28 protein-coding genes are annotated in these 23,680 nt (G+C 72.1%); 15 read left to right on the top strand and 13 right to left on the bottom strand.

Features of this window, described 5'->3' with window-relative positions; all coding sequences use genetic code 11:
- The first annotated feature begins 61 nt into the window (after positions 1–61).
- The 4 genes from ACZ63E_RS31330 to ACZ63E_RS31315 are packed head-to-tail and all read left to right on the top strand — an operon-like array spanning position 62 to position 3,666.
- Positions 62–880, top strand: a complete 819-nt coding sequence (locus ACZ63E_RS31330) for an ABC transporter permease (RefSeq protein ID WP_465339739.1) — start codon at positions 62–64, stop codon at positions 878–880.
- The gene (locus ACZ63E_RS31325) at positions 865–1,569 is read left to right on the top strand and encodes an ABC transporter ATP-binding protein (RefSeq protein WP_465339738.1); all 705 of its coding nucleotides are present in this window, start codon (positions 865–867) and stop codon (positions 1,567–1,569) included. The genes ACZ63E_RS31330 and ACZ63E_RS31325 overlap by 16 nt, the downstream gene beginning before the upstream one ends.
- Positions 1,562–2,566, top strand: coding sequence for an ABC transporter substrate-binding protein (locus tag ACZ63E_RS31320; protein ID WP_465339737.1), 1,005 nt, complete (start codon positions 1,562–1,564; stop codon positions 2,564–2,566). Before ACZ63E_RS31325 ends, ACZ63E_RS31320 begins: the two co-directional genes overlap by 8 nt.
- On the top strand, positions 2,563–3,666 hold the full coding sequence (locus tag ACZ63E_RS31315; protein ID WP_465339736.1) for an LLM class flavin-dependent oxidoreductase: 1,104 nt from the start codon (positions 2,563–2,565) through the stop codon (positions 3,664–3,666). Before ACZ63E_RS31320 ends, ACZ63E_RS31315 begins: the two co-directional genes overlap by 4 nt.
- Here the strand turns inward: ACZ63E_RS31315 and ACZ63E_RS31310 are convergent.
- The 5 genes from ACZ63E_RS31310 to ACZ63E_RS31290 form a co-directional block, all read right to left on the bottom strand.
- Entirely contained in the window at positions 3,663–4,265 is a 603-nt protein-coding gene (locus tag ACZ63E_RS31310) for a class F sortase (protein WP_465339735.1), read from the bottom strand. The two genes, ACZ63E_RS31315 and ACZ63E_RS31310, sit on opposite strands and share 4 nt — an antisense overlap.
- Positions 4,255–5,103, bottom strand: coding sequence for a DUF4397 domain-containing protein (locus tag ACZ63E_RS31305; protein ID WP_465339734.1), 849 nt, complete (start codon positions 5,101–5,103; stop codon positions 4,255–4,257). Before ACZ63E_RS31305 ends, ACZ63E_RS31310 begins: the two co-directional genes overlap by 11 nt.
- Positions 5,104–5,121: 18 nt before the next feature.
- Positions 5,122–6,945, bottom strand: a complete 1,824-nt coding sequence (locus tag ACZ63E_RS31300) for a glycosyl transferase (RefSeq protein WP_465339733.1) — start codon at positions 6,943–6,945, stop codon at positions 5,122–5,124.
- Positions 6,946–7,052: 107 nt separating this feature from the next.
- The gene (locus ACZ63E_RS31295; protein WP_465339732.1) at positions 7,053–7,838 is read right to left on the bottom strand and encodes an IclR family transcriptional regulator; all 786 of its coding nucleotides are present in this window, start codon (positions 7,836–7,838) and stop codon (positions 7,053–7,055) included.
- A gap of 51 nt (positions 7,839–7,889) precedes the next feature.
- A complete protein-coding gene (locus ACZ63E_RS31290; RefSeq protein WP_465339731.1) occupies positions 7,890–8,480 on the bottom strand; it encodes a TetR/AcrR family transcriptional regulator in 591 nt (196 codons plus the stop codon).
- Between the two features lie 87 nt (positions 8,481–8,567).
- On the opposite strand from ACZ63E_RS31290, the gene ACZ63E_RS31285 reads away from it, so the two are divergent.
- The 6 genes from ACZ63E_RS31285 to ACZ63E_RS31260 all read left to right on the top strand — a co-directional run bounded on the left by ACZ63E_RS31285 (position 8,568) and on the right by ACZ63E_RS31260 (position 16,343).
- Complete coding sequence (locus tag ACZ63E_RS31285; protein ID WP_465339730.1) at positions 8,568–9,497, top strand: oxygenase MpaB family protein; 930 nt, start codon at positions 8,568–8,570, stop codon at positions 9,495–9,497.
- Positions 9,498–9,518: 21 nt separating this feature from the next.
- Positions 9,519–10,544 (top strand): LLM class F420-dependent oxidoreductase, encoded by a 1,026-nt coding sequence (locus ACZ63E_RS31280; RefSeq protein ID WP_465339729.1) that lies wholly within the window; start codon positions 9,519–9,521, stop codon positions 10,542–10,544.
- A gap of 90 nt (positions 10,545–10,634) precedes the next feature.
- Positions 10,635–12,635, top strand: a complete 2,001-nt coding sequence (locus ACZ63E_RS31275) for a neutral/alkaline ceramidase (RefSeq protein WP_465339728.1) — start codon at positions 10,635–10,637, stop codon at positions 12,633–12,635.
- Between the two features lie 10 nt (positions 12,636–12,645).
- Complete coding sequence (locus ACZ63E_RS31270; protein WP_465339727.1) at positions 12,646–13,593, top strand: sphingomyelin phosphodiesterase; 948 nt, start codon at positions 12,646–12,648, stop codon at positions 13,591–13,593.
- A 34-nt stretch (positions 13,594–13,627) separates the two neighbouring features.
- Complete coding sequence (locus ACZ63E_RS31265; RefSeq protein WP_465339726.1) at positions 13,628–14,941, top strand: MFS transporter; 1,314 nt, start codon at positions 13,628–13,630, stop codon at positions 14,939–14,941.
- Positions 14,928–16,343 (top strand): pyridoxal phosphate-dependent decarboxylase family protein, encoded by a 1,416-nt coding sequence (locus ACZ63E_RS31260; RefSeq protein WP_465339725.1) that lies wholly within the window; start codon positions 14,928–14,930, stop codon positions 16,341–16,343. Before ACZ63E_RS31265 ends, ACZ63E_RS31260 begins: the two co-directional genes overlap by 14 nt.
- A gap of 1 nt (position 16,344) precedes the next feature.
- Here the strand turns inward: ACZ63E_RS31260 and ACZ63E_RS31255 are convergent, their stop codons facing one another.
- From ACZ63E_RS31255 to ACZ63E_RS31240, 4 genes are read right to left on the bottom strand one after another with little or no spacing between them, the layout of a single operon-like run.
- Complete coding sequence (locus tag ACZ63E_RS31255; RefSeq protein ID WP_465339724.1) at positions 16,345–16,617, bottom strand: DUF6295 family protein; 273 nt, start codon at positions 16,615–16,617, stop codon at positions 16,345–16,347.
- A gap of 11 nt (positions 16,618–16,628) precedes the next feature.
- Complete coding sequence (locus tag ACZ63E_RS31250; RefSeq protein WP_465339723.1) at positions 16,629–17,369, bottom strand: dienelactone hydrolase family protein; 741 nt, start codon at positions 17,367–17,369, stop codon at positions 16,629–16,631.
- Positions 17,369–19,051 carry an MFS transporter gene (locus tag ACZ63E_RS31245; RefSeq protein ID WP_465339722.1) on the bottom strand — a complete coding sequence of 561 codons (1,683 nt, stop codon included), beginning with the start codon at positions 19,049–19,051 and terminating at the stop codon, positions 17,369–17,371. Before ACZ63E_RS31245 ends, ACZ63E_RS31250 begins: the two co-directional genes overlap by 1 nt.
- 2 nt (positions 19,052–19,053) lie before the next feature.
- A complete protein-coding gene (locus tag ACZ63E_RS31240) occupies positions 19,054–19,488 on the bottom strand; it encodes a MarR family winged helix-turn-helix transcriptional regulator (RefSeq protein ID WP_465339721.1) in 435 nt (144 codons plus the stop codon).
- A gap of 142 nt (positions 19,489–19,630) precedes the next feature.
- Here ACZ63E_RS31240 and ACZ63E_RS31235 point away from each other — a divergent pair, with 142 nt between their 5' ends.
- Positions 19,631–19,927, top strand: a complete 297-nt coding sequence (locus ACZ63E_RS31235; protein ID WP_465305318.1) for a hypothetical protein — start codon at positions 19,631–19,633, stop codon at positions 19,925–19,927.
- On the opposite strand, the gene ACZ63E_RS31230 is transcribed toward ACZ63E_RS31235, so the two are convergent.
- From ACZ63E_RS31230 to mrf, 4 genes are read right to left on the bottom strand one after another with little or no spacing between them, the layout of a single operon-like run.
- Complete coding sequence (locus ACZ63E_RS31230; RefSeq protein ID WP_465339720.1) at positions 19,924–20,973, bottom strand: GTP-binding protein; 1,050 nt, start codon at positions 20,971–20,973, stop codon at positions 19,924–19,926. The genes ACZ63E_RS31235 and ACZ63E_RS31230 overlap by 4 nt on opposite strands.
- Positions 20,970–21,119 carry a 50S ribosomal protein L32 gene (rpmF, locus tag ACZ63E_RS31225; protein ID WP_465339719.1) on the bottom strand — a complete coding sequence of 50 codons (150 nt, stop codon included), beginning with the start codon at positions 21,117–21,119 and terminating at the stop codon, positions 20,970–20,972. The genes ACZ63E_RS31230 and rpmF overlap by 4 nt, the downstream gene beginning before the upstream one ends.
- Positions 21,119–21,373, bottom strand: coding sequence for a type B 50S ribosomal protein L31 (locus ACZ63E_RS31220; protein WP_465339718.1), 255 nt, complete (start codon positions 21,371–21,373; stop codon positions 21,119–21,121). Before ACZ63E_RS31220 ends, rpmF begins: the two co-directional genes overlap by 1 nt.
- On the bottom strand, positions 21,370–22,620 hold the full coding sequence (mrf, locus tag ACZ63E_RS31215; protein WP_465339717.1) for a ribosome hibernation factor-recruiting GTPase MRF: 1,251 nt from the start codon (positions 22,618–22,620) through the stop codon (positions 21,370–21,372). Before mrf ends, ACZ63E_RS31220 begins: the two co-directional genes overlap by 4 nt.
- A 78-nt stretch (positions 22,621–22,698) precedes the next feature.
- On the opposite strand from mrf, the gene rpmB reads away from it, so the two are divergent.
- The 4 genes from rpmB to rpsR are packed head-to-tail and all read left to right on the top strand — an operon-like array spanning position 22,699 to position 23,658.
- Positions 22,699–22,935, top strand: a complete 237-nt coding sequence (gene rpmB / locus ACZ63E_RS31210; protein WP_465305309.1) for a 50S ribosomal protein L28 — start codon at positions 22,699–22,701, stop codon at positions 22,933–22,935.
- Positions 22,935–23,102: a 50S ribosomal protein L33 gene (gene rpmG / locus ACZ63E_RS31205; protein WP_344864371.1), complete on the top strand. Its 168-nt coding sequence runs from the start codon at positions 22,935–22,937 to the stop codon at positions 23,100–23,102. The genes rpmB and rpmG overlap by 1 nt, the downstream gene beginning before the upstream one ends.
- A complete protein-coding gene (gene rpsN / locus ACZ63E_RS31200) occupies positions 23,102–23,407 on the top strand; it encodes a 30S ribosomal protein S14 (RefSeq protein ID WP_465339715.1) in 306 nt (101 codons plus the stop codon). The genes rpmG and rpsN overlap by 1 nt, the downstream gene beginning before the upstream one ends.
- Entirely contained in the window at positions 23,404–23,658 is a 255-nt protein-coding gene (gene rpsR, locus ACZ63E_RS31195) for a 30S ribosomal protein S18 (RefSeq protein ID WP_465339714.1), read from the top strand. The genes rpsN and rpsR overlap by 4 nt, the downstream gene beginning before the upstream one ends.
- Positions 23,659–23,680 lie beyond the last annotated feature (22 nt).

Below are 23,680 nucleotides of genomic sequence, written 5' to 3'. Positions count from 1 at the left end.
CCGCGGGGCTCGAAGCTCGGGACCACGCAAGCCCGAACATCCCCGTCCCCGGGAGAAATCCGTGTCGATTTCCACCACGGGCGTGCTGACGCGCGCCCGGAAACGCGCCGACGAGCCACCGGCGAAACCGGCCCGGCGGCTCGACCTGCGGCGCTGGATCAGCCCGGTGGTGCTCGTCGCCGCCTGGCAGGTCGCCGGCACCACCGGCGTGCTGCCGTCGGACAAGCTCAGTTCACCGTGGACGGTCGTGCAGGCCGGCGTCGAAGTCGCGCGCAGCGGCGAGCTCGGTGGCGCGTTCGCGGTGTCGCTCGGCCGGGTCGGCGCGGGGTTCGCGATCGGCGCCGTGGCCGGCGTCCTGCTGGGCATCGTCTCGGGGCTCTCGCGGTGGGGCGAGGCGCTCGTCGACCCGCCCGTGCAGATGCTGCGTACCCTGCCCTTCCTCGGCCTGATCCCGCTGTTCATCCTGTGGTTCGGCATCGGCGAGGAGACCAAGATCGTGCTGGTCGCGCTCGGCGTGGCCTTCCCGCTGTACCTGAACGTCCACTCGGGAATCCGCGGCGCCGACCCGGACCTCGTCGAAGCGTCGCGGGCGCTCGGGTTCAGCCGCGCGGAACGGCTTTGGCACGTCGTGCTCCCCGGCGCGCTGCCGCAGTCGCTCGTCGGGCTGCGGCAGTCGCTCGGCCTCGCCTGGCTCGCGCTGATCGTGGGGGAGACGGTGAACGCCGACGCCGGAGTCGGGTATCTCATCAACAACGCGCGGGAGTTCCTGCGCACCGACGTCGTGGTGGTCGGCCTCGTCCTGTACGCCCTGCTCGGCCTGGTCACCGACGCGCTGGTCCGGCTGCTCGAACGGAAGGTGCTCCGATGGCGGACGCGGTAGCCCGGGTCCGGGACCTGACCAAGCGGTTCGGCGACCGGACCGTCCTCGACGGACTCGACCTGACGGTGGGGCGCGGCGAGTTCGTCGCGCTGCTGGGCCGCAGCGGCTCCGGCAAGTCGACGCTCCTGCGGGTGCTCGCCGGGCTCGACGACCAGGTGCACGGCCGGGTCGACGTGCCCGGGACCGTCTCGGTCGCCTTCCAGCAGCCGCGGTTGCTGCCCTGGCGGAAGGTCTGGCGCAACGTCGTCCTCGGCCTGCGCCAGGACGGCGTCTCGAAGGCGCGGAACCGGGCGCTGGCGGAGAAGGCGCTGGCCGAGGTCCACCTGGCCGAGCACGCCGACGACTGGCCGCTGACCCTCTCCGGAGGGGAGGCCCAGCGGGTGTCGCTGGCCCGCGCGCTGGTGCGCGAACCCGGCCTGCTCCTGCTCGACGAGCCGTTCGGCGCCCTCGACGCGCTCACCCGGATCGCGATGCACGGGCTGGTCCAGGACCTGTGGCGGCGCCACGGACCCGGCGTCCTGCTGGTGACCCACGACGTCGACGAGGCCCTGCTGCTCGCCGGCCGCGTTCTCGTCCTCGACGGCGGCCGGATCGTCGCCGAACACCGGCCGCGCGAAACCGCCGACCACGACGACCTCCGCCGCCGTGTGCTGGCGGACCTGGGAGTGACCGAAGATGCGCATGCGTAAGGTTCTGCCCGCGATCGCCGCGGTGTTCGTGCTGGCCGGCTGCGGCTCGGCGGCGTCGTCCGGCCCGGCCGCCGTGCCGTCACCGGTCGCCGCGGCGGACCTGGCGAAGGTGACGCTGAAGGTCGGTGACCAGAAGGGCGGCGTGAAGTCGCTGCTCACCGCCGCGGGCCTGCTCGACGGCACGCCGTACAAGATCGAATGGTCCACGTTCACCTCGGGCCCGCCCCTGCTCGAAGCGGCTTCGGCCGGCGCGATCGACCTCGGCCGGGTCGGCAACACCCCGCCGATCTTCGCCGCCGCCGCGAAGGCGAAGGTCGCGGTGGTCAGCGTCGCGCGCAGCAACGTCGAGCGCGAAGCCATCCTCGTCCCGCCCGGTTCGCCGCTGAACGACGTCGCTTCGCTCAAGGGCAAGACGGTCGGGGTCGCGAAGGGCAGCTCCGCGCACGGCCAGCTGCTGAACACGTTGCACAACAACGGGTTGTCCACCAAGGACGTCAAGGTGAGCTTCCTGCAGCCCGCCGAGGCCTACGCCGCGTTCACCCAGCACACGATCGACGCGTGGGCGATCTGGGACCCCTACACCGCGCAGGCCCAGATCGAGGCCAAGGCGCGGGTGCTCGCCGACGGGCGGGGCGCGTCGAACGGCCTCGCCTTCGAGACCGCGAGCACCACGGCACTGGCCGACGCGGGCAAGAACTCGGCGATCCGCGACTTCGTGGTGCGGGTGGTGAAGGCCCAGAAGTGGGCCGACACGCACCGGCCGGAGTGGGCGGCGGCGTGGGCCGAGGAGACCGGGCTGAAGCCCGAGGTGGCCCGGAAGGCCGTCGACGCGGGCCGCGACCAGCCGATCGCGCTGGACGACTCGGTCGTGCAGTCCGAGCAGCAGCTCGCGGACGCCTTCACCACCGAGAAGACTTTGCCGGGCAAGGTGGACTTCGCGGCGTACGTCGACCGGCGGTTCGCCCCCGAGCTGGATCAGGCGAGGAGCAACGGATGACCATCGGACTGCACTGGTTCCTGCCCACCAGCGGCGACGGCCGCACGATCGTGGAACGCTTCCACGCCAACCGGTCCCAGGGTCCGTCGGCGCAGCGCGAACCGGACCTGGACTACCTGGCGCAGGTGGCCCGCGCGGCCGAGCGGCAGGGCTTCGAAGGCGTCCTGACGCCGACCGGAACGTGGTGCGAGGACGCGTGGCTGACCACGGCCGCGCTGATCCGCGAGACGACCCGGCTGAAGTTCCTGGTCGCGTTCCGTCCCGGCGTCATCTCCCCGACGCTCGCCGCGCAGATGGCCGGCACCTTCCAGCGGCTGTCGCAGGGCCGGGTGCTGCTCAACATCGTCACCGGCGGCGACGCGGTGGAGCAGCGGCGGTTCGGCGACTGGCACGACCACGACGCCCGGTACGCGCGCACCGACGAGTTCCTGACCATCGTGCGCGGGGTCTGGTCCGGGCAGCCGTTCAGCTTCGAGGGCGAGCACCTGAAAGTCGAAGGCGCGACGACGCTGGCCGCGCCGGACCCGGTGCCGCCGATCTACTTCGGCGGCTCGTCCCCGGCCGCGCTGCCGGTCGCGGCCCGCCACGCCGACGTCTACCTGACCTGGGGTGAGCCGCCCGCGCAGGTGGCGGAGAAGATCGGCAAGGTGCGTGCGCTGGCCGGCGACCGGCCGGTCCGGTTCGGCGTCCGGCTGCACACGATCTCGCGCGACACCTCGGCCGAGGCATGGGCGGAGGCCCAGAAGCTGCTGGACGCCCTGAGCCCGGAGCAGGTCGCGAAGGCGCAGGCGCAGCTGGCCGCGAGCGAGTCGGTCGGGCAGCAGCGGATGGTCGCGCTGCACGGCGGCCGCACCGACGGCGGGGTCCGCGGGCTGGAGATCCACCCGAACCTGTGGGCCGGCGTCGGTCTCGTCCGCGGCGGCGCGGGCACGGCGCTGGTCGGCAGCCACGACGAGGTCGCCGACCTGATCGAGGAGTACCACAGCGTCGGTGTCAGCGAGTTCGTGCTGTCCGGCTACCCGCACCTGGAGGAGGCGTACTGGTTCGGCGACGGCGTCCGGCCGGAGCTGGCCCGGCGTGGCCTGCTCAAGGAGTACTAACCCCAGCGGGTCGAGGCGTAGACGACGACGTTGTCCCGATAGGACCGTTTGGCCGCGTCGAAGCTGCCGCCGCAGGTGATGAGCCGCAGCGCGCTGCCCGGCGCGGGCCCGTACACCGCGTCGGTCGGGAACGCGTCCTTCGGGTAGTGCTGGACACTGTCCACGACGAAGCGGGTTTCCTGGCCGTCCGAGCGCGCGACGAACACTTGGTCGCCGTCGCGCAGCTCGCGCAGCCGGAAGAAGGGCGCCGGCCCGGCCCGGGAGTCCACGTGTGCGGCGATCACCGCCGGGCCCGGGTCACCCGGCACCGGGCCGGCGGCGTACCAGCCGACGTCTTCGAACTTCGCCGGCGCTTCGAGCTCGTGGTCGGCGCCCAGCCCGAGCGGGACGAGCGCGGCGGCGTCGACGCCGATCGCGGGGATCCGCAGCCGCACCGGCCGGACGTCGGCCGCGGCGGGCAACGGCTGGGGCCCGGTCGCCGTCGGCGCCGAACCCGTGGACGGCGTCGGCGTGGCCGGCGGTGGCGTCGTGGCCGGGGCCGCCGAGCAGCCCGCGGCGAGGGCAGCGACGACGAGCAGGGCGCCGAGGTCAGCGCGCACGAGCCGCCCGGCGTCCCACCACGAGCGCGGCCAGCAGCGCGACCGCGGCGAACGCCGGCCACAGCGGCGGCCCGGATGACGGCGCGGTGCCGCCGCCCCCGGTCTCGACGCCGAGCCGCGGCGGTTCGGGCAGCGACGCGCCGTCGGAGATCGGGTTCGCCTTCAGCGCCCCGGAGTTCTCGGTGACCAGCAGTGTCGTCGAGGTGCCCGCCTTGACGTCGACGTCGGCGGCGGACTTCACCGCGCCGCCGCTCAGCTGCAGCGGCCAGCGGCCCTCGGGAACGTCGACGTAGTTCGACGTCTGGCCGTACGGGGCTTCCTTGGCGAGCGAGACGCCCTGCGGCCCGTCCACGGTGACCGGGGTGATCGCCGCCGACCCTTCGACGACCCGGACCCGGCCCTTGCCCGCGGCGGGCGGGGTGAGGTCGTCGGTGATCAGGTCGCCCTTGAGCGTGCCGTCCGGGCCGTTCGCGAACACCAGCAGCGAGTAGGCGCTGCGCTCGGCGACGTCGATCGTCGCCGACAGCGCGGGCGGCGTGCTGGACGCGGCGTCGGCGGGCCGCATCGACAGCGTGTACTTGCCGGGGGCGAGCGAGGAGTACGGGGTGACCGAACCGTATCCGGACTTGCGGATGACGACCTTTTCGGCCTGCCCGAACGGCGCGAAGTAGATGTCCACCGGCGGCACCTTCGGCGAGAGGTGCCCGACCCGGATCCAACCGACCCCGGGGCCGGGCGCGGTCGCCGCTTCGGCCGTCACCGGCGTCAGCGCGACGAGCAGGAGCGCGGCGGCGGCCAGCCCGCCCGGTCTGAGCAGGAGCTTCGGAAGTGTGCGCATCGGACGGCCTTTCACCGGTCAGGGGGAGGAGAACGGGACGAGCAGCCCCGTGGGGGCGAACAGCGGATAGGTGACGAGCACGCCGCCGGCGGTCCGGACGACCGAGGACGGGCGGAACAGGTCGCGCTGGCCGGAGTAGAACTCCGTCGCGCCGTCTTCACCGCCGGTCAGCAGCAGCCGGCGGCGGGGCTGCCCGGCGAGGTCTTCGCCGGGCACCTCCGGGAACGCCGTGACGCGCACCGGCTGCAGTGCCGCGAGCGCGGCGATCGTCGCGATGAGCCGGGGGTCGACACGCCCGGCGCGCAGCACCGCGGCGGCGTCCGGGGCGAGGGTGATCCGGGCCGACGCCGCCAGCGCGTCACCCGCGTGGGCGCGGGCCGAAGCTTCCGACGACGCGCCCGGGTCGGCCGGGGACACGCCCAGTCGTGAGATGGTGACCCGGCGCTCGCCGGCGCCGAAGACCGCGGCCGCGTCCGCGGTGCGGAGGGTGTCGTCGAGGGCGGGGAAGCGCTGCCGCAGATCGGCGCCGTCACCGGTGAAGACGGCCCACTCGGCGGGCGGGCAGGTGGCCGCGCACGCGGCGGGCGCGGCGAGCATGCCGGTCGGCCAGCCGGCCTTGGCGAGCTCGGCCCAGGCGCCGTCGTCGACCAGCAGCCGCGACCCGGATGCGTTGGCCCGCAACCAGTCCTGCGCGGCGCCGAGCGCGCCGCCCCGGTCGGCGGCGGGGCGCAGCGACGGATAACCGTAGGCCCAGCCGGCCGCGACGACCAGCACGACGACCACCGCGCCGGGCACGATCCCCCGCGCCCGGCCGGTCTCCGGCCGGTGCGCGGCGCCGCGCTGGCGGGTCAGGGCTTGCGCGACCCCGGCCAGCAGCAGCGGGGTCACCGGCAGCAGCAGGGCGAGCACGGCGGTGTCGGGCACCCCGGGCACCGCCAGGGTCGCGGCGAGCAGCAGGCCGGACACCGCGAACGGCCGCAACGCCGTGACGGCGAGCGCGGCCACGAGCGCGACCACCGACAGCACGGCCCACGCCGGGTCGAGCGCGACCCAGTCGGCGACCGACGGACGGCCCGCGGCCGCGAGGTGCGGCCGGAGCGCGGCGGCCGCCGGGCCGAACGCGATGCCGAGGCCGAGGTTCAGCAGCACCGCCACCAGCGCCGCCCGGACCGGCGCGCGCCGCACCAGCAGCCAGCCGGCGGCGGGCAGGAAGAGCAGCGCCAGGGGCGAGGTGAGGACGGCGGCGAGCAGGCAGACCGCGGCCAGCACGTCGTGCCGGATCCGGGCGCCGGGCGTGGTGATCAGCACCAGCGCCCCCAGCGCCCACACCACCGCGAGGTGTTCGACGACGACGAGCCGCTGCAGGCCGAGCGCCAGCGGTGACGCCGCGACGAGCAGCACCGCGGCCGACGACGCCCAGCGCGTCAGGCCCAGCCGGCGCGCGAGGAACCACAGCAGCACGGTGCCGGTCACCGCCGCGACGAGCATCGTTTCGCGGACCGCGTCGAGCGCGGTGGCCGAGCGGCCGAAGGCGTCCGTGACCATCGTGTACGCCGAGAGCTGCCACCAGCCGAACCGGCTCACCCCGGCGCCGCCGGCGTCGGTGAACGGCGTCAGGTGGCCGAGGGCGTAGGCGTGGGCGACGTTCGCGGCTTCCGTGGGCAGGGCCGGGGACGCGGCGGCGAGGTAGAGGACGCGCAGGCCACCCGCCAGCGCCAGCAGCGCGAGCACGATGTCGAGCGACAGCAGGCGGTGCGCGGCGGAAGGACGCGCGCCGGCCGGTTCGGGAATCGTCGCGGGGGAGCGGCCCGAGAACGACGTCCCCCAGCTGTGCTGGGCCATTGGAGGGATCGTAGCCGCTCCCGATCACCCGTCCAGCTCGGGACGATTACGTCATCCGGACGGCCTAGAGATCCTCCTCGGTGATCCAAAACCCTTGTCCCGCATGATTATTTCCGACTGTCCGGAGTGGATCCGGAGAGTGTCCGGGTCAGCGCGAGTGCGACCGTCCGGACGGCGGGGGCGACCCGTTCGGTGCGCATCCGGTTGGCCCAGCCCGAAATCGAGACGGCGGCGACCGCGACACCCCGCGCGTCGAGCAGCGGGCTGGCCGCGCACACGACGCCGACGCCGGATTCCTCACGTTCCAACGCGATCCCGTCTTCCCGGATCCGGGTCAGCTGACGCCGAAGGAGCCCGGGCGCGGTGATCGTCTTCGGGCTCATCCGGGGTAATCCGGCGTCGACCACCTGGTTCACCACGGATTCCGCGGAAAACGCGAGGATCGCCTTGCCGACGCCGGTGGCGTGCGCGGGGAACCGGCCGCCGATGCGCGACGGCAGCGTCGGCGCGTCCGGCCCGCGCAGCACGTCGAGGTAGACGACTTCGGTGCCTTCGAGGATCGCGAGGTGCACGGTGTTGCGCGTCGCTTCGCGCAGATCGGCGAGGTACGGCCGGGCGGCCTCGACCAGACCACGGCGGGGGGAGGCCAGTTGGCCGATTTCGAACAGGCGCAGCCCGAGCCGCACCGCGCCGTCCTCACGCTCGAACAAGCCGGTCTCGACGAGGTGTCCCGTCAGCCGGTGCACGGTCGTCTTCGCCAGCCCGGTCCGGCGCGCCAGCTCGGAGACGCCGAGCACCTCGTCACCCGGCCGGAACGCCTCGAGCAACGCGGTGAGCCGGGCGGCGACGAGGCCGTCGCCGCTCACGCCGTCGTTCCGGCCAGCGGTACGCATGGGTTGAGTGTGCCCGATCCACCACGCGACTGTCAGCAGGTGGAGGTGAGGTCAGTGGTCGTCGGCGCCGAGCACGAGCTTGACGCAGTGCGCCACGAGCCGCTCGCGCGAGACCTTCAGCGAGCCGTCGAGGTAGGCGATGAAGACGTTGCTCAGCGCGCCCACCAGCCCGATGGCGACCAGCCGGCGTTCGGTCTCGTCACCGTGGGACAGCTGCTCGCCGACGAGCGCGGCGAACACCGGCATCAGGTGCAGGCCACGCCGGGTCAGCGCGGGGTCGGTCAGCGGCGCGAGCAGCAGGATCCGGCCCCGGCGCGGGTCGTCGACGATCAGCTCGACAAACGCGCGCACCGCGTGCCCGGCCCGCAGCGTGGGGTTCGGCGCGTCGCGCACGGCGTCGACGAGCGCCTGCCGGGCCTGCTCGGCGACGTGTTCGTAGACGGCGGCGACGAGCTCCTCGCGGTCGGTGAAGCTCTCGTAGAAGTAGCGCTCGGTGAGCTTCGCGTGCCGGCAGACCGCGCGGACGCTCGTCCCGGCCGAGCCCTCGGTGCCCAGCAGCTCGAGGCCGGCGGCGACGAGCTGCTCGCGGCGCAGCGCCTTGCGATCGTCCAGCGTCGTGCCCGCCCACGTGCGGCCCGGCATGGCGGCTCCTCGGTTGACTACATGTGTTGTCAGATCCTAGCCTGACAACAGCCGTAGTCAGTTCCGACTCGACGAGGAGAGCCACGTATGGGCAGGGAAGCCCCCGAACCGCTCGGGCCCGACTCGCTGACCTGGAAGTACTTCGGCGACTGGCGCGGCCTGCTGATCGCGCTGTGGGCCGGGTCGATGCAGAACATGCACCCCGGCCTCGGCGCCGGCGTCGAGCAGCACTCGCGGTTCTTCGAGGAACGCTGGCAGCGGCTGTTCCGCTCGCTCTACCCGATCGGGGGAGTCGTCTACGACGGCCCGCGGGCGCACGAGACGGCCCTCGAAGTCCGCGGCTACCACGACCGCATCAAGGGTGTCGACGCGAAGGGACGGCGGTACCACGCGCTGGACCCGGACACCTACTACTGGGCGCATTCGACGTTCTTCGTCAGCACGATCCTCATCGCCGACCACTTCATGGGCGGCATCGGCGAGGCCGAGAAGCGGCGGCTGTTCGACGAGCACGTCACGTGGTGGCGGATGTACGACCTGACCATGCGGCCGGTCCCGGAGAGCTGGGAGGACTTCCAGCGCTACTGGAAGCACATGTGCGCCGAGGTCCTCGAGGACAACAAGGCCACCCGCGACGTCCTGGACCTGCGCGGGATCGCCAAACCGCCGTTCCTGCCGTGGCTGCCGGACCCGCTCTGGCGGCCGGTGAGCGCGCTGATCGCCCGCAACTTCGTCTGGCTGACCACCGGGCTCTACGACCGCGAGGTCCGCGACCTGCTCGGCCTGCGCTGGTCCGACCGCGACGCGCGGCGCCACCGGCGCGTCGGCAAGCTGGTCAACGCCGTCTTCAAGCTCGTCCCGCACGACCGCCGCTACCACCCGCGGGCCCGCGCCGGCTGGCGGCGCGTGCGCGGCGAGGTGGCTCCGGACGCCGCCTTGGTCGAGACTCCACGCAGGAACCTGCCGCCGCTGTCCGAGCGCGGCAAACCCGAGCACTACGCGCCGAACGTCGAGTAGAAGCAGACACAGGAGGCATTCGTGAAGCTGGGATTCCACGTCGGGTACTGGGGCAGTGGCCCGACCCCGGGCGCGCTGGAGGCCGTGGTCAGGGCCGAGGAGCTCGGCTTCGACTCGGTGTGGACGGCGGAGGCGTACGGCTCGGACGCGTTCACGCCCCTGGCCTGGTACGGCGCGTCGACCAGCCGGATCCGGCTCGGCACCAACATCGTCCAGATGGCCGCGCGCACCCCGACCGCGACGGCGATGAGCGCGATGACCCTCGACCACCTCTCCGGCGGCCGGATGGTGCTCGGGCTCGGCGCGTCCGGCCCGCAGGTCGTCGAGGGCTGGTACGGCCAGCCGTACCCGAAGCCCCTGGCGCGGACCCGGGAGTACGTGGACATCGTCCGGCAGGTGATCGCCCGCGAAGCGCCGGTGACCCTGGACGGCCAGCACTTCCAGCTGCCGTTCAAGGGCGGCGCGGGTCTCGGGAAGCCGTTGAAGCCGACGGTCCACCCGCTGCGCAAGGACATCCCGATCCACCTGGCCGCGGAGGGCCCGAAGAACGTCGCGCTCGCCGCCGAGATCGGCGACGGCTGGCTGCCGCTGTTCTTCTCGCCCAAGAGCAACGCCTTCTACAAGGCGGCGCTGGAAGAAGGCTTCGCGCGCTCGGGGGCGCGGCACACGCTGGAGACGTTCGAGGTGCCGTGCTCGGTTCCGGTGCTCGTCCACGACGACGTCGAGGAGGCGGCTTCGTGGATCAAGCCGTCGCTGGCGCTCTACATCGGCGGGATGGGCGCGAAGAGCGTCAACTTCCACCACGACGTCTTCGCCCGGCTGGGGTACGAGGACGTGGCGGACAAGGTGCAGGAGCTGTACCTGGCGGGCCGCAAGGACGAGGCGACCGCGGCGATCCCGACGTCGCTGGTGGAGGACACGTCGCTGATCGGCCCGGCGGCGAAGATCCGGGAAGAGTTGCAGGCCTGGGAAGAAACCGTCGTCACGCAGCTGCTCCTGCGCGGAGACGCGGCGACGCTCACGAAGATCGCCGACGCGCTGGGCTGACCCGGCATTTTTGCCGGGTTGCCCGGCCGGCGGGACTCCCGTACGGTCCCCGACTAACGCGAAAGTCGTTCACGTTAGTCGGGAGACCGTATGCGGGTGAGTCGTCGTACCGTCCTGGCCGGAGCCACCGCGCTCCCGTTCGCCGCCGCGCTCGGCGGGAGAACCGCCGAAGCGGCCACGCCGCTCCGGGTGGGCGTCGGGATCGGCGACGTCACCGGGCCCGCCGCCGAGAACGGCATGATGGGCTACTCCATGCCGCAGCAGCAGACCGCCGGCATCCACCTGCGCACGCGGGCCCGCGCCTACATCGTCGACGACGGCGCGAAGCGGATCGTCTTCGTGACCGCCGAGCTGGGTGCGCTGTTCCAGTCCGTGCACCAGGGCGTCCTGCGCGAGCTGGTCCGGAAGTACGGCGACCGCTACACCGAGCAGAATGTCCTGCTCAACGCCACCCACACGCACTCGGCCTGCGGCGGCGACTCGCACTACGCCGCCTACGACCTCTCGATCCTCGGCTTCCAGCAGCAGACCTACGACGCCGTGGTCGCCGGGATCGTCGACGCCATCAGCCGGGCCCACGCCAACCTCAAGCCCGGCGAGCTCGCCCTCGGCCGCACCGAGCTGACCGAGGCCAGCGCCAACCGGTCCCGGGTCGCCTTCGAGCTGAACCCCGACAAGGACCACTTCCCGCTCTCGATCGACCCCGCGGTCACCGTGCTGCGGTTCCGCCAAGGCGGGCAGGACGTCGGCGCGATCACCTGGTTCGCCACCCACGGCACGTCCATGAGCAACGGCAACCACCTGATCAGCAGCGACAACAAGGGTTACGCCGCCTACGCGTGGGAGCACGACCACGCCGGCGTCCGCTACCTCGACGGTCCGCCCGGGTTCGTCGCCGCGTTCGCCCAGACCAACTCCGGCGACATGACGCCGAACCTGAACCTCGAGCCCGGCACGCCCGAGACGGAGTTCCAGAACACCCGGCGCATCGGCGAACTGCAGTTCCAGGCGGCGAAACGCGCGTTCGACGCGGCGACCGAAACGATCACCGGCGGGGTCGACCACCGGCTGACGTACGTGGACATGGCGGGCGTCGACGTCGACCCGAAGTACACCCCGGACGGCCGCGCCCACCGGACGTGCACCGCCGCGATCGGCGTCTCGATGCTGGCCGGCAGCACCGAGGACGGCCCGGGCCTGCCGCTGCCCGAAGGCGTCAAGAACCCGTTCATCGACTGGCTCGGCGGCATCGACGCGCCGATCCCGCAGGCTCTCGCGGACGCGCAGGCGCCGAAGGTCGTCGCGGTGCCGTTCGGCGCCATGAAGCCGTACCCGTGGGCGCCGGAGGTGCTGCCGCTGCAGATCGTCCGGATCGGGCAGCTGCACCTGGTCGCCGGGCCGGCGGAGTACACGATCGTCGCCGGGCTGCGGATCCGGAAGACCGTCGCCGAGGCGCTGGGCGTGCCGCTCGAGAACGTCCTGATGCAGGGCTACTCCAACGCCTACAGCCAGTACGTCACGACACCGGAGGAGTACGACTCACAGCAGTACGAAGGCGCGTCGACGCTCTTCGGCCGCTACACCCTGCCCGCGTACCAGCAGGAGTTCGGGAAGCTCGCCGCCGCGATGAAGGCGGGGACTTCGATGCCGCACGGGCCAGTCCCGCGCGACCTCCGCGGCAAGCTCGTCAACTTCCAGCCCGGCGTCGTGTTCGACAGCGCGCCGCTGCTGAAGAGCTTCGGCGACGTCGTCACCGACGCGAAGAGCAGCTACCGGCGGGGTGAGCAGGTGTCGGTCGCGTTCGTAACCGGCCACCCGAAGAACGACCTGCGCCGCGACGGCACGTTCCTGGAGGTCCAGCAGTACGTCGACGGCCGTTGGGTGCGGTACGCCGACGACGGTGACTGGGCCACCAAGTTCCGCTGGACCCGGACGTTCGTGAGCGAGTCCCGCGCCGAGGTCACCTGGGACATCCCGGACAACACCCCGGTCGGGAAGTACCGCGTTGTCCACTTCGGAGCGTGGAAGCACGGCCTCACCGGCGCCATCGCCCAGCTCAGCGGGACCTCCCGCGCCTTCGTCGTCTCCTGAAAGGACCCGCGTGCGCAGGACCGCCATTCTCGCCGCTCTCGTCACCGCCCTGACCACCTTCGCGGCCCCGGCTCAGGCCGCGGACGCCTCGGTGAGCGTGCTCAGCTTCAACCTCTGGCAGCTGCCGTGGATCGCCAACCCGAACACCTCCGACAAGGAAGCCCGGGCCCGCGCGGCGGAGAGCGTGATCCGGACCCAGGACACCGACGTGGTCGTCCTCGAAGAGGCCTTCAGCGCCCAGGCCGAGGACCTGCGCGACCGGCTCGTCGACGCCTACCCGTTCCAGACGCCGCTGGTCGGGCAGTCCTGCTCGACGTCGCCGGGCTGGACGTCGGTGAGCGGCAACTGCTCGAACTCGCCGATCGTCGTCAACGGCGGTGTCACCGTGCTGAGCAAGTACCCGATCACGGAGAAACACCAGCTCGTCTACCGCGCCTCCTACTCCGGCACGGCCGACTACCTGGCCAACAAGGGCGCCGCGCTGGTGCGGATCTTCGCCCACGGCAAGGCGCTCTGGCTGGCCGGCACGCACCTGCAGGCCGACGAAGGACCCGAGACGCTCCCGAAGGCGCACGAGACCCGCATGGCCCAGCTCGGCGAGCTGCGCGCCCTCACCGCCGCCCGCGTCCCGGCGGGCGACGCGGTGGCCGTCGCCGGCGACCTCAACATCGAGTACTGGGCCGGGCGGAACCGCCGTGACGCCGCGGGCCGCACCCAGGCCGAGCAGGGCGCGGCGGCGCTCGGCGGCACCCTGCGCACGACCGAGCCGGGGGAGTACACCTTCGACGCGGTGACCAACCCGGCCGCGGCGAAGTCCGTCCCGGCGGACTACCGCGACACGCTGGACTACGTCGGCTCGGTGCGACGCGCCGAGGTCGGCCCGGTACGGCTGGTGCATTACGACGGTGGCACGATTCCCTCCGACCACTACCCGGTGCGGGCCGAGATCCACTACTGATCGCAGCATCGGCATCCGCTCTGCGAGGAGGACCATGACGACGCTGTCCGGCCGGACGAGGTTCCGCTATTCGCTCGGCTCGTTCGTCACCGGGTCCTTCGGCACGGTCCCCGGCCTGGTGCTGGTGAAGTACCTGACCGACACGATGGCCGTGCCCGCCGGCTGGGCCGCGGCGATCGTGTTCGTGCCCAAGGCCTGGGACTTCTTCTTCAACCCGATCGCGGGGCGGCTCTCCGACGCGAACCTGATCAAGACCGGCAGCAGGCGGCGATTCCTGCTGATCGGCGGCGTCGGCGTCGCGATCCTGTTCGCGGCGATGTTCGCCCACCCCGGGCTGGGCGGCCCGCTGCCGGACGCGCTGTACGTGGCGGTCATGTTCGCCGCCTGCGCCACGGCGTACGCGCTGTTCCAGGTGCCGTTCAACGCACTGCCCGCCGAACTGACCGAAGACGCGACCGAGCGCACGAAGCTCACCAGCGTCCGCATCGGCGTGCTGGCCGTGACGATCCTGATCTGCGGCGGCGGCGCCCCGGCGATCACCGCCGCGATCGAAGGCGTCGCCGGCTACCGGATCATGGCCGTGGTGATCGGGTTGATCGTGCTGGCCGCGACCCTGCTGGTGTACTTCGGCCTCAAGGACGCGCCGGTCGGCTCGCTGCGGCCGAACACCGTGAGCCTGAAGGAGCTCGTCAGCACGCTCGCCGGCTGGCGGCCGTTCCGCTGGCTGCTCGGGTCCTACTTCATCCAGGCGCTGGGCATCGGCACCGTGCTCGCCGCGATCCCGTTCTTCGCCCAGCGCATCCTCGGCAGCGACAGCTACGGCACGATCCTGTTCGTCATCTTCGTCGGCCCGGCGCTGGTCACCATGCCGCTGTGGCCGCGGCTGGGCGACCGGGTCGGCAAGCTGAACGGCTTCCGCCTGGCGACCGCGGCGTTCGCGGTCGGCCTGCTCGGGCTGGTGTTCGCCCAGGAGATCCCGCTGGCCCTCACGTTCCTCTTCGTGGCGCTGTGCGGCGTCGGGTACGCGGGGATCTCGGTGTTCCCGCTGGCGATCCTGCCCGACCTGATCACGGCCGAGGAGGAACGCACCGGCGAGACGCGCGCCGGGATCGCGGCCGGCGTGTGGACCGCGGGGGAGACGCTCGGCCTGGCCTTCGGCGGCGGGCTGTGGGCGCTCATCCTCGCGTTCGGCGGGTACGTGTCCAGCACCGACGCGACGGCGGCCCAGCCGCACAGCGCGATCGTGGCGATCCTCGTCGGGGCTTCGATCGTCCCGGGGGTGCTCATCGCGCTGGCCCTGCCGCTGCTGCGGCGGAAGGTCCTGGAGCCGCGCCATGAACCCGCCTGAGGTCGTCCTCGCGGCGCTGCGGGAGCTGCGCGCCGGTGACCTGCCGACGCACGGCGGCCGGACTTTGGCGTACGTCTACGACAGCGGACTGTCCGAAGTGGACTCCCTCGGCGCGGCGGCGCACGCGCTGGCGTCGTCGGCGAACGGCCTCGACCCGACGGCGTTCCCGAGCCTGCTGAAGCTCGAGAACGACCTCGTCGCCGAAGCCGCCGCGTTGCTCGGTGACGTGCCCGGCGTGGTCGGCTCGGTGACCTCGGGCGGCACCGAGTCGTGCCTGCTGGCGGTCTTGGCCGCCCGGGACGCGAACCCTTCGGTCGCGGCGCCGTCGATCGTGCTGCCGACCACCGCGCACGCGGCGTTCCACAAGGCGGCGCACCTGTTCGGGCTGCGGCGGATCGACGTCCCGGTCGACCCGGTGACCTTCCGCGCGGACCCGGCGGCGATGGCGGCGGCGATCGACGATTCGACGGTCCTGGTGGTGGCGAGCGCGCCGTCGTACGCGCACGGCGTCCTCGACCCGATCCCCGAGATCGCGGCGGCGGCTCTCGACCGCGGCGTCCGGATGCACGTCGACGCGTGCATCGGCGGCTGGGTGCTGCCGTACTTCGCGCGGCTCGGGGCCGACGTCGCGCCGTTCGACTTCCGGGTTCCGGGGGTCACGAGCATCTCCGTGGACCTGCACAAGTACGCGTACTGCCCGAAGGGGACGTCGGTGCTGCTGCACGCGTCGGCGGAGCTGCGGCGCTCGCACCACTTCGCGAGCGCGGCGTGGCCGGGGTACACGATGCTGAACACGACGATCCAGAGCACCCGCTCGGGTGGTCCGCTGGCGGCCGCGTGGGCGGTGGTGCGGCACCTCGGGTCGGAGGGTTACCTGGCGTTGGCCGCGTCGACGCGGGAAGCGGTTTCCCGGATCCGCGCGGGCATCACGGAGCTGCCGGGCCTGCGGATCCTCGGCGACCCGGTGTCGACGCTGATCGCGTTCACCGGCGACGACGGCTTCGACCTGTTCACGGTGGCGGACGAGATGAAAGCGCGGGGCTGGTACGTCCAGCCGCAGTTCGCTCATCTGTCGTCGCCGGTGAACCTGCACCTCACCGTGACCGCGGCCAACCACGGCAGCGAGAAGGAGTTCCTCGCCGACTTGGCCGCTTCGGTCGACGCGGCCAGCAGGGCTGGTCCGGTGGTGATCGACCCGGCGGTGGCGGAGTTCGTCGCGGCGCTGGACCCGGCGACGCTGACGTCGGAGCAGTTCGCGGGCTTGCTGGCGGCGGCGGGTCTGGGGGGCGCGTCGGGCTTGCCGGAGCGGATGGCGCCGATCAACGCGCTCCTCGCAACGGCGTCAGGGCCGTTGCGGGAGCGGCTGTTGCTGGAGTTCCTGGGCGCGCTCTACACGCCCTGAATCACTGGTTCCGCGAAGCCAGCCCGTCCGGCGCCGACTTGACGGCGGCGTGGATCGCGTCCGCCAGCGCGAGCGCGTCCTCCTCCGTCAGCTCCAGCGCGACGCGCGCCGAAGCGCCCATTCCCGGGTTGCGGAAGTCGATGTTCACCGTGTGCGCGTACGGCGCGTGGACCGGGTGATCGACGTACACGGTGCCCTCGTTGAGGCGGAACCAGCCGCGGGCGCCCTTGCCGCTGCCTTCGAGCTCGAACTTCTCGGTCAGGTAGGTGCACATGGCGAGTCCTCTCAGGCGCTGAGCGTGCGGGAGTAGAAGTCGAGGATGCGTTCCCAGCCGTCCTTCGCGGCTTCGGGGCGGTAGCTCGGGCGGTCGACGGCGAAGAACGCGTGGCCCGCCCCGGCGTAGGTGTGGAACTCGTGCTCCTTGCCCAGCTTCTCCAGCTCCGCCGCGAGCACCGCGACCTCGTCCGGGCTCGGGAACTGGTCGTCCGCGCCGAAGATGCCCAGCAGCGGGCACGACAGCTGCGGCGCCAGGCCCAGCAACGGCTTCATCTGCTTCATGGCCTCGGGCGGGTCGGCGACGACAAACGCGCCGTAGCAGTCCACCGCCGCGTCGATGTCGAGCGAACAGCCGGAGAGGAACGCCTGACGCCCGCCCGAGCAGTGCCCGATGACCCCGACCCGGCCGTTCGCGTCTTCGAGCCCGCGAAGGTACTCGACCGCACCCTTGACGTCGCCGACGAGCCGGTCGTCCGGGACACCGCCGGCCGCGCGGACCGTCGCGGCCGCGTCGTCCGGGTCCGCGCCCGGGGCTTCGCGGGTGTAGAGGTTCGGGCAGAGCGCGTTGTACCCCTCGACGGCGAAGCGGCGCACCATCTCCTTGGTCGAGGCGTCGTAGCCGGGCATGTGGTGGATCACCACCACGCTGCCGCGCGGGCCCGGGCCGGTCGGCTTGGCCCGATAGGCCTCGAGCTCGTCACCGCCGTGGCCGGTGATGGTGACGGTCCCGGCGACGATCTCGTCCATCATCAATTCTCCTTCGATCCCTCGGGAGTGTGGAAGTAACGCGCGCCGCGGGAGGCGGATGCCACCGCGGCGACCACGGCCATCACCGCGGCCGCGGTGAACACGACCACCAGGCCGTGGTGGAACGGTCCGGAGACCAGCTGCGGGAAGAACTCGCCCCCGGTCAGCGTGGCCCGGTCGGCGGGGGAGAGTCCGGAAAGGACACCCGGGCCGAGCAGGTGCCCGACCGGGTTGCTGCCGAGGAACGCCGCGAACAGCGTGCTCACCGGCGGCAGCTGGGCGACGCCGTCGGCGACCCCGGCCGGGACGCCGTGGGCCTGCAGGCCGCTGGTGAGCGTCTGCGGCAGCGAGGACGCCAGCCCGGCGATCATCAGCGAGAAGAACACGCCGATCGACAACGACGTCCCGGAGTTCTGGAACGTCGCCCGCATGCCGGAGGCGACCCCGCGCTGTTCGGTCGGCACGCTGCTCATGATGGCCGACGTGTTGGGCGCGGAGAACATGCCCTGGCCGATCCCGCTGACCACGAGCAGGGCGGCGAACAGCGGGTACGGGAAGTCCACCGGCAGCGCGAGCAGGCCGAGGAACGCCGCCGCGACCAGCAGCAGCCCGCCGGTGGAGAACAGCCGCGCGCCGAAGCGGTCGGAGAGGTACCCGGAGATCGGCCCGGCGATGAGGAAGCCCACCGTCAGCGGCAGCATGTAGACGCCGGCCCAGAGCGGCGTCCGCTCGTAGTCGTAGCCGTGCAGGGGCAGCCAGATCCCCTGCAGCCAGATGATGAGCATGAACTGCATGCCACCCCGGGCGACCGAGGTCAGCAACGCGGCGATGTTGCCCGCGGCGAACGCGCGGATCTTGAACAGGGAAAGCTGGAACATCGGCGCGGCGACACGGGTTTCGATGACGCCGAACAGCAGGAGCAGCAGCACCCCGGCGCCGATGCCGCCGAGCACCCACGGGCTGCCCCAGCCGGTCGCGGCGCCGCCGTAGGGCTGGATGCCGTACGTGATCGCGGCGAGCAGCACGGCGGTTCCGGCCGCGAAGGTGATGTTGCCGCCCCAGTCGACCTTCGCCCGCTTCGGCGTGCCGACCTCGCGCAGGCTGCGGATCGACCAGATCGTGCCGAGCAGCCCGAACGGGACGCTCACCCAGAACACCGCGCGCCAGTCGATCTCGGCCAGCAGCCCGCCGACGACCAGGCCGAGGAACTGCCCGGCCAGCGCGGTGATCTGGTTGACCCCCAGCGCCATCCCGCGTTGTTCGGTGGGGAAGGCGTCGGTCAGGATCGCGGCCGAGTTCGCCGTGAGCATCGACCCGCCGACGGCCTGCACGACCCGCCAGCCGATCAGCCACAACGCGCCGCCGCCGGCGTGGAACGGGTCGAACGACAAGGCCACCGAAGCGACGCTGAAGACGACGAAGCCGAGGTTGTACATCTTGACCCGGCCGAACATGTCGCCGAGCCGCCCGAGCGTCACCACCAGCACGGCCTGCACCAGCAGGTAACCGAGGATCATCCAGAGCAGGTAGCCGATGTTGCCCGGGGCCAGCGGGTCGAGCCCGATGCCGCGGAAGATCGCCGGCAGCGAGATGATGACGATGGAGCCGTCGAGCGCCGACATCAGGACACCGAGCGTGGTGTTCGACAGCGCGACCCACTTGTACCGGCCGGGGGTTTCGGTCACGGTCACAGCTCGTCCGCCAGCCGCTCGATCAGCGGGACGGCCGCGGCCAGCCTGCGCTGTTCGGCCGGGGTGAACTTCTCCGCCAGCGCGGTCGCCATCTTCTCGGTGGTCCGCGAGCGCCGGTCGGTCAGCAGCCGGACCCCCGCGTCGGTGACCGACATCAGCACCTTGCGCCCGTCGGAGTCGTCCTTGTGCCGCTCGACCAGGCCGCGGTCGACCAGCCCGGCCAGGGTGACTCCCATGGCCTGCGGTTTCACCCGTTCGAGGTCGGCCAGGCAGCCCGGCGTGGCCGGTCCCTCCCGGTCGAGCCGGGACAGCACCGAGCGCTCGGGCAGGGTCAGCTCGCCGACGACGTACCCCTGGCGCAGCCGCCGGACCAGCCGGCCGAGAGCGACGCGCAGGTCGGTGCTCACCTGGAGCAGCTCCTCATCCGTCACGATCGTCAACCTAGACTGATAAACCTGAGTTGATCAACTCGGACGGAACGGCCGCTAACGGGTGAGGCGGGAGCTTTCGCCCGGCCGGTCCCGGACACCCGGTGTTAGCGTCCGAAGTGGACAGACTCCGGGAGGCGATCCGATGACCATGCCGCACGCCGTGCACGCCGGCCACGACCACGTCCACCGCGAAGGCTGCGGCCACGCCGCGGTCCCGCACGGCGACCACGTCGACTACGCCCACGACGGGCACCTGCACCGGGCGCACGACGACCACTTCGACGAGTGCGAGATGACCGGCCACGTGCCGCACACCGGGCACGACCACACCCACGGCGACGGGTGCGGCCACGTGGCGGTGCCCCACGGCGAGCACGTCGACTACCTGCACGACGGCCACCGCCACGCGGCCCACGAGGACCACTACGACGACCACTAGTGGGTGTGGACCGGGCCCCATTCCGGGAAGGGGTCCGGCCCGGTGGCCTCGCCGAGGCACTCCCGCAGCGCGCCGAGCAGGGCGTCGCCCGCCAGCTCGACGCCGATGAACACCAGCTCCTGCCGCGGCTCGTCCGCCACCCCCTGGGGCTCGAAGCGCGCCACGGCGCCCGCCTGCGACCACAGCCCGGTCACACCCGGGCGCGACGCCAGCGCGAAGAACCCCTTGGACCGCAGCACGGTCCCGAACTCGCCCGAATCCAGGCGCCGCGCGACGAGGTCCCACAGCGCCACCGGGTCGAACGCGCTCGAGGCGCGGAAGACCACGCTGGAGATGCCGTACTCCTCGGTCTCCGGCACGTGGTCGCCGTTCAGCTCGGCCACCCAGCCCGGCGCCTCCTGCGCCCGCACCGGGTCGTAGCGGCCGGTGCCGAACACGCGCTCCAGCGGGACCTTCCCGAAGCTGCCGGTGACGACGTCCGCGGCCGGGTTGAGCCGCCGCAGCGTCGCCACCAGGCGGTCGGTGTCCGGGACCAGGTCCGTCTTGTTCAGCAGCAGGACGTCGGCGAACTCGACCTGGTCCATCAGCAGGTCGCTGACGGTCCGCTCGTCGCCGGCGTACTGGTCGAGCCGGCGCTCCACGAGGGAGTCGCCGGCCGCCAGCTCACGCGAGAAGCTCGCCGCGTCGACCACCGTCACCATCGTGTCGAGGCGGGCGACGGACTCCAGGAAGGAGAACGTCGCCGCCACCGGCATCGGCTCGGAGATGCCGCTCGACTCGATCAGCACGTGGTCGAACCGCCCCTCGGCGCACAGCCGCGACACCTCCTCGAGCAGGTCTTCCCGCAGGGTGCAGCAGATGCACCCGTTGGTCAGCTCGACCAGGCGCTCCTGTGAGCGCACGAGGCCCGCGTCGATGTTGACCTCGCTCATGTCGTTGACGATCACCGCCACCCGCGTCCCCTCGCGGTTCGCGAGGATGTGGTTGAGCAGCGTCGTCTTGCCCGCGCCGAGGAAGCCGGACAGGACGGTGACCGGAACCGTCACGAGTGGAAGTGGCGCATCAGCCGGCGGGGCACCAACCGGACCTCGCCGTCGACCTTGATCGGGACCAGGTCCGGCACCGCGGCCTTCCACTGCGACCGCCGGGACCGGGTGTTGCTGCGCGACTTCCTGCGCTTCGGGACGGCCATCAGCGCGTCCCCCGCTTCCCGTAGCGGCGGTGGAACTTCTCGACCTGGCCGGCGCTGTCCATGATGCGCTGGGTGCCGGTCCAGAACGGGTGCGACCAGGAACTGATGTCGACCATGACCAGCGGGTAGGTCCGCCCGTCGGACCACTCGACGGTCTTCTCGGACGTGATGGTGGAGCGCGTCAGGAACGCGTCGCCGGTGGACGAGTCCTTGAACACGACGGGGTGGTAGTCGGGGTGGATGCCGTTCTTCATCGGTCTTCCTTTCGGTTCGCCGCGGTCGCGTCGTGCCGCGCCGGGTCGGGTTCGGTGTCCTCGCACGGCTCTTCGTGCCAGTCGCCGAACGGGTCGGGGTAGCGGTGCCACTCCGCCGGGCCGGCGGCCAGTTCGTCGTCACTCAGTAGAGCGCCGCGCAGGGCCGCGTCGATCTCGTCGGGCGTTGTCTGGTCCGTCACCACGACGAGCTCCTGCGCGCGGTCGCCGTGCACCGGGTGCCAGCGCAGGGACGCCAGGGTGCGGCGCTCGGGGGAGACGTCCGCCCACGCCGGACCGTCGGGAGCGGCGAGCCACGGCCCGGCGTGCCCGATGCCGAGCCCGCCGCCGGCCGACTCGATCCAGAACGCGACGTCGGGCTGGCTGGCCACCCACGCCCGCCCGCGGGTGCGGACGACGCCGTCGAGCAGCACGTCGAGGGCGTCGTGCAGCCGTTCGGGGTGGAACGGCCGCTCGGCGGTGAAGGTGACGAGGCCGATGCCGCAGTCGACGTGCAGCGGCGGCTGGCCGCGCAGCAGCGCGCCGTGCATGTCGGTGATCTCACCGCGGCGGGCGCCGGACGGGACGGCGTCGAGCACGCTGTGCCCGTCGATCCGGCCCAGCTCGACCCGTGGGACGGACGGCGCGACCCGGTCGAGGACCGCGGACGCCTTCGCGGCGCTCCACGCGTCGACGGCCGCGCCGGCCAGGACCAGGACGTCGGCGAACTCGGCCTGTGAGAGCGCCACCTGGGCGACCGTGCGCTCGTCCTCCGGGCTGGCCTGCAGGTTCCGCTCGGCCAGGACGTCGTCGCCGGTCGCGTCGGCGAGGAAAGTCGCGCAGTCCACGACGGTGAGCACGGCCCGCAGGTCGACGTCGTCGTGCACCGGGTGGTCGCCGACCAGGACGTTGCGGATCGCCCAGCTGACCGGCTCGGGCTCCATGGCCTCGTCGAGCCGGACGACGATCCGGCGCACCTGCGGCATCCGCGCGAGGTGGCGCAGCAGCGGGAGGAGGTCCTCGCGCAGCGTGCAGGACACGCAGCCGTGCGCCAGCTCGAGGACGGTCAGCTGATCACGCTGGTCGAGCCGCAGCCGGCGGCGGACGACGCCGGAGTGGATGTCGCGCAGGTCGTGGTGGACGACGGCGGTGCCGGGCTCGGCGACCCGCAGCAGCTCGGCGAGCTCGGCGTTCGCGCCGGGGGAGAGCCCGCTCACGAGGACGAGCGGGACGCGGGGTTCAGGGGTCACGGGTGCTCCAGGAATACGGGCGGGGTACGGTGCGTAGAGTAGATGAAAACGAAAACCGATATCAACTCGGGAGGGTTCGTGTCCGCTGTCTGCCAGGTCACCGGCCGCAAGCCGGGCTACGGCAAGCAGGTCTCGCACTCGCACCGCCGCACCTCGCGGCGCTGGGAGCCGAACTTGCAGAACCGCCGTTACTTCGTGCCGAGCGAGGGCCGCTGGGTGCGGCTGCGCGTCTCCGCCAAGGGCATGAAGACGATCGACAAACGCGGTATCGAATCCGTGGTCGCCGAACTGAAGGCAAGGGGAGTGAAGCTGTAATGGCGAAGAGCACCGACATCCGCCCGGTCATCAAGCTGCGGTCCACCGCGGGCACGGGCTACACGTACGTCACGAAGAAGAACCGGCGGAACGACCCCGACCGGATGGTCCTGCGCAAGTACGACCCGGTCGCGCGCAAGCACGTCGAGTTCAAGGAAGAGCGCTGATGGCGAAGAAGTCCAAGATCGCGAAGAACGAGCAGCGGAAGGTGGTCGCCGCGCGGTACGTCGAACGCCGTCGTGCGCTCAAGGCCGTCATCGCCTCGCCCTCGGCTTCGCCGGCGGAGAAGGGCGAGGCGGTCGTCGCGCTGCAGAAGCTGCCGCGTGACGCGAGCCCGACCCGGATCCGCAACCGGGACGCTGCCGACGGACGCCCGCGCGGGTACCTGCGGAAGTTCGGGCTGTCGCGGGTGAAGATGCGCCAGGCCGCGCACAACGGCGAACTGCCCGGCGTCACGAAGTCGAGCTGGTGAGCCGGATGCCGAAGCCGAACCGCGACCGGCCCGGCAAGCGCCGGGTGAACCTGCTGCGCGCCAACAAGATCACGCACGTCGACTGGAAGGACGTCGACCTGCTGCGGAAGTTCATCTCCGACCGCGGCAAGATCCGCGCCCGGCGCGTGACGGGATTGACGCCGCAGCAACAGAAACAGGTCGCCACGGCGATCAAGAACGCGCGTGAGATGGCGCTCCTGCCGTACCCGGCCTCGGGGCGCGCCGGCTAAATCGGGTGCGCTCGCTGGGCGG

Source organism: Amycolatopsis sp. NPDC104819 (assembly GCF_055583145.1).
This window is presented reverse-complemented; position numbering and strand designations above follow the sequence as displayed.

Excerpts from the sequence above, each read along its gene's own strand:
- ACZ63E_RS31325 (WP_465339738.1), top strand. The coding sequence starts at position 865 with ATGGCGGACGCGGTAGCCCGGGTCCGGGACCTGACCAAGCGGTTCGGC.
- ACZ63E_RS31320 (WP_465339737.1), top strand. The coding sequence starts at position 1,562 with ATGCGTAAGGTTCTGCCCGCGATCGCCGCGGTGTTCGTGCTGGCCGGC.
- ACZ63E_RS31315 (WP_465339736.1), top strand. The coding sequence starts at position 2,563 with ATGACCATCGGACTGCACTGGTTCCTGCCCACCAGCGGCGACGGCCGC.
- ACZ63E_RS31305 (WP_465339734.1), bottom strand. The coding sequence starts at position 5,103 with ATGCGCACACTTCCGAAGCTCCTGCTCAGACCGGGCGGGCTGGCCGCC.
- ACZ63E_RS31300 (WP_465339733.1), bottom strand. The coding sequence starts at position 6,945 with ATGGCCCAGCACAGCTGGGGGACGTCGTTCTCGGGCCGCTCCCCCGCG.
- ACZ63E_RS31295 (WP_465339732.1), bottom strand. The coding sequence starts at position 7,838 with ATGCGTACCGCTGGCCGGAACGACGGCGTGAGCGGCGACGGCCTCGTC.
- ACZ63E_RS31290 (WP_465339731.1), bottom strand. The coding sequence starts at position 8,480 with ATGCCGGGCCGCACGTGGGCGGGCACGACGCTGGACGATCGCAAGGCG.
- ACZ63E_RS31285 (WP_465339730.1), top strand. The coding sequence starts at position 8,568 with ATGGGCAGGGAAGCCCCCGAACCGCTCGGGCCCGACTCGCTGACCTGG.
- ACZ63E_RS31275 (WP_465339728.1), top strand. The coding sequence starts at position 10,635 with ATGCGGGTGAGTCGTCGTACCGTCCTGGCCGGAGCCACCGCGCTCCCG.
- ACZ63E_RS31265 (WP_465339726.1), top strand. The coding sequence starts at position 13,628 with ATGACGACGCTGTCCGGCCGGACGAGGTTCCGCTATTCGCTCGGCTCG.
- ACZ63E_RS31260 (WP_465339725.1), top strand. The coding sequence starts at position 14,928 with ATGAACCCGCCTGAGGTCGTCCTCGCGGCGCTGCGGGAGCTGCGCGCC.
- ACZ63E_RS31255 (WP_465339724.1), bottom strand. The coding sequence starts at position 16,617 with ATGTGCACCTACCTGACCGAGAAGTTCGAGCTCGAAGGCAGCGGCAAG.
- ACZ63E_RS31250 (WP_465339723.1), bottom strand. The coding sequence starts at position 17,369 with ATGATGGACGAGATCGTCGCCGGGACCGTCACCATCACCGGCCACGGC.
- ACZ63E_RS31235 (WP_465305318.1), top strand. The coding sequence starts at position 19,631 with ATGACCATGCCGCACGCCGTGCACGCCGGCCACGACCACGTCCACCGC.
- rpmF (WP_465339719.1), bottom strand. The coding sequence starts at position 21,119 with ATGGCCGTCCCGAAGCGCAGGAAGTCGCGCAGCAACACCCGGTCCCGG.
- ACZ63E_RS31220 (WP_465339718.1), bottom strand. The coding sequence starts at position 21,373 with ATGAAGAACGGCATCCACCCCGACTACCACCCCGTCGTGTTCAAGGAC.
- rpmG (WP_344864371.1), top strand. The coding sequence starts at position 22,935 with ATGGCGAAGAGCACCGACATCCGCCCGGTCATCAAGCTGCGGTCCACC.
- rpsN (WP_465339715.1), top strand. The coding sequence starts at position 23,102 with ATGGCGAAGAAGTCCAAGATCGCGAAGAACGAGCAGCGGAAGGTGGTC.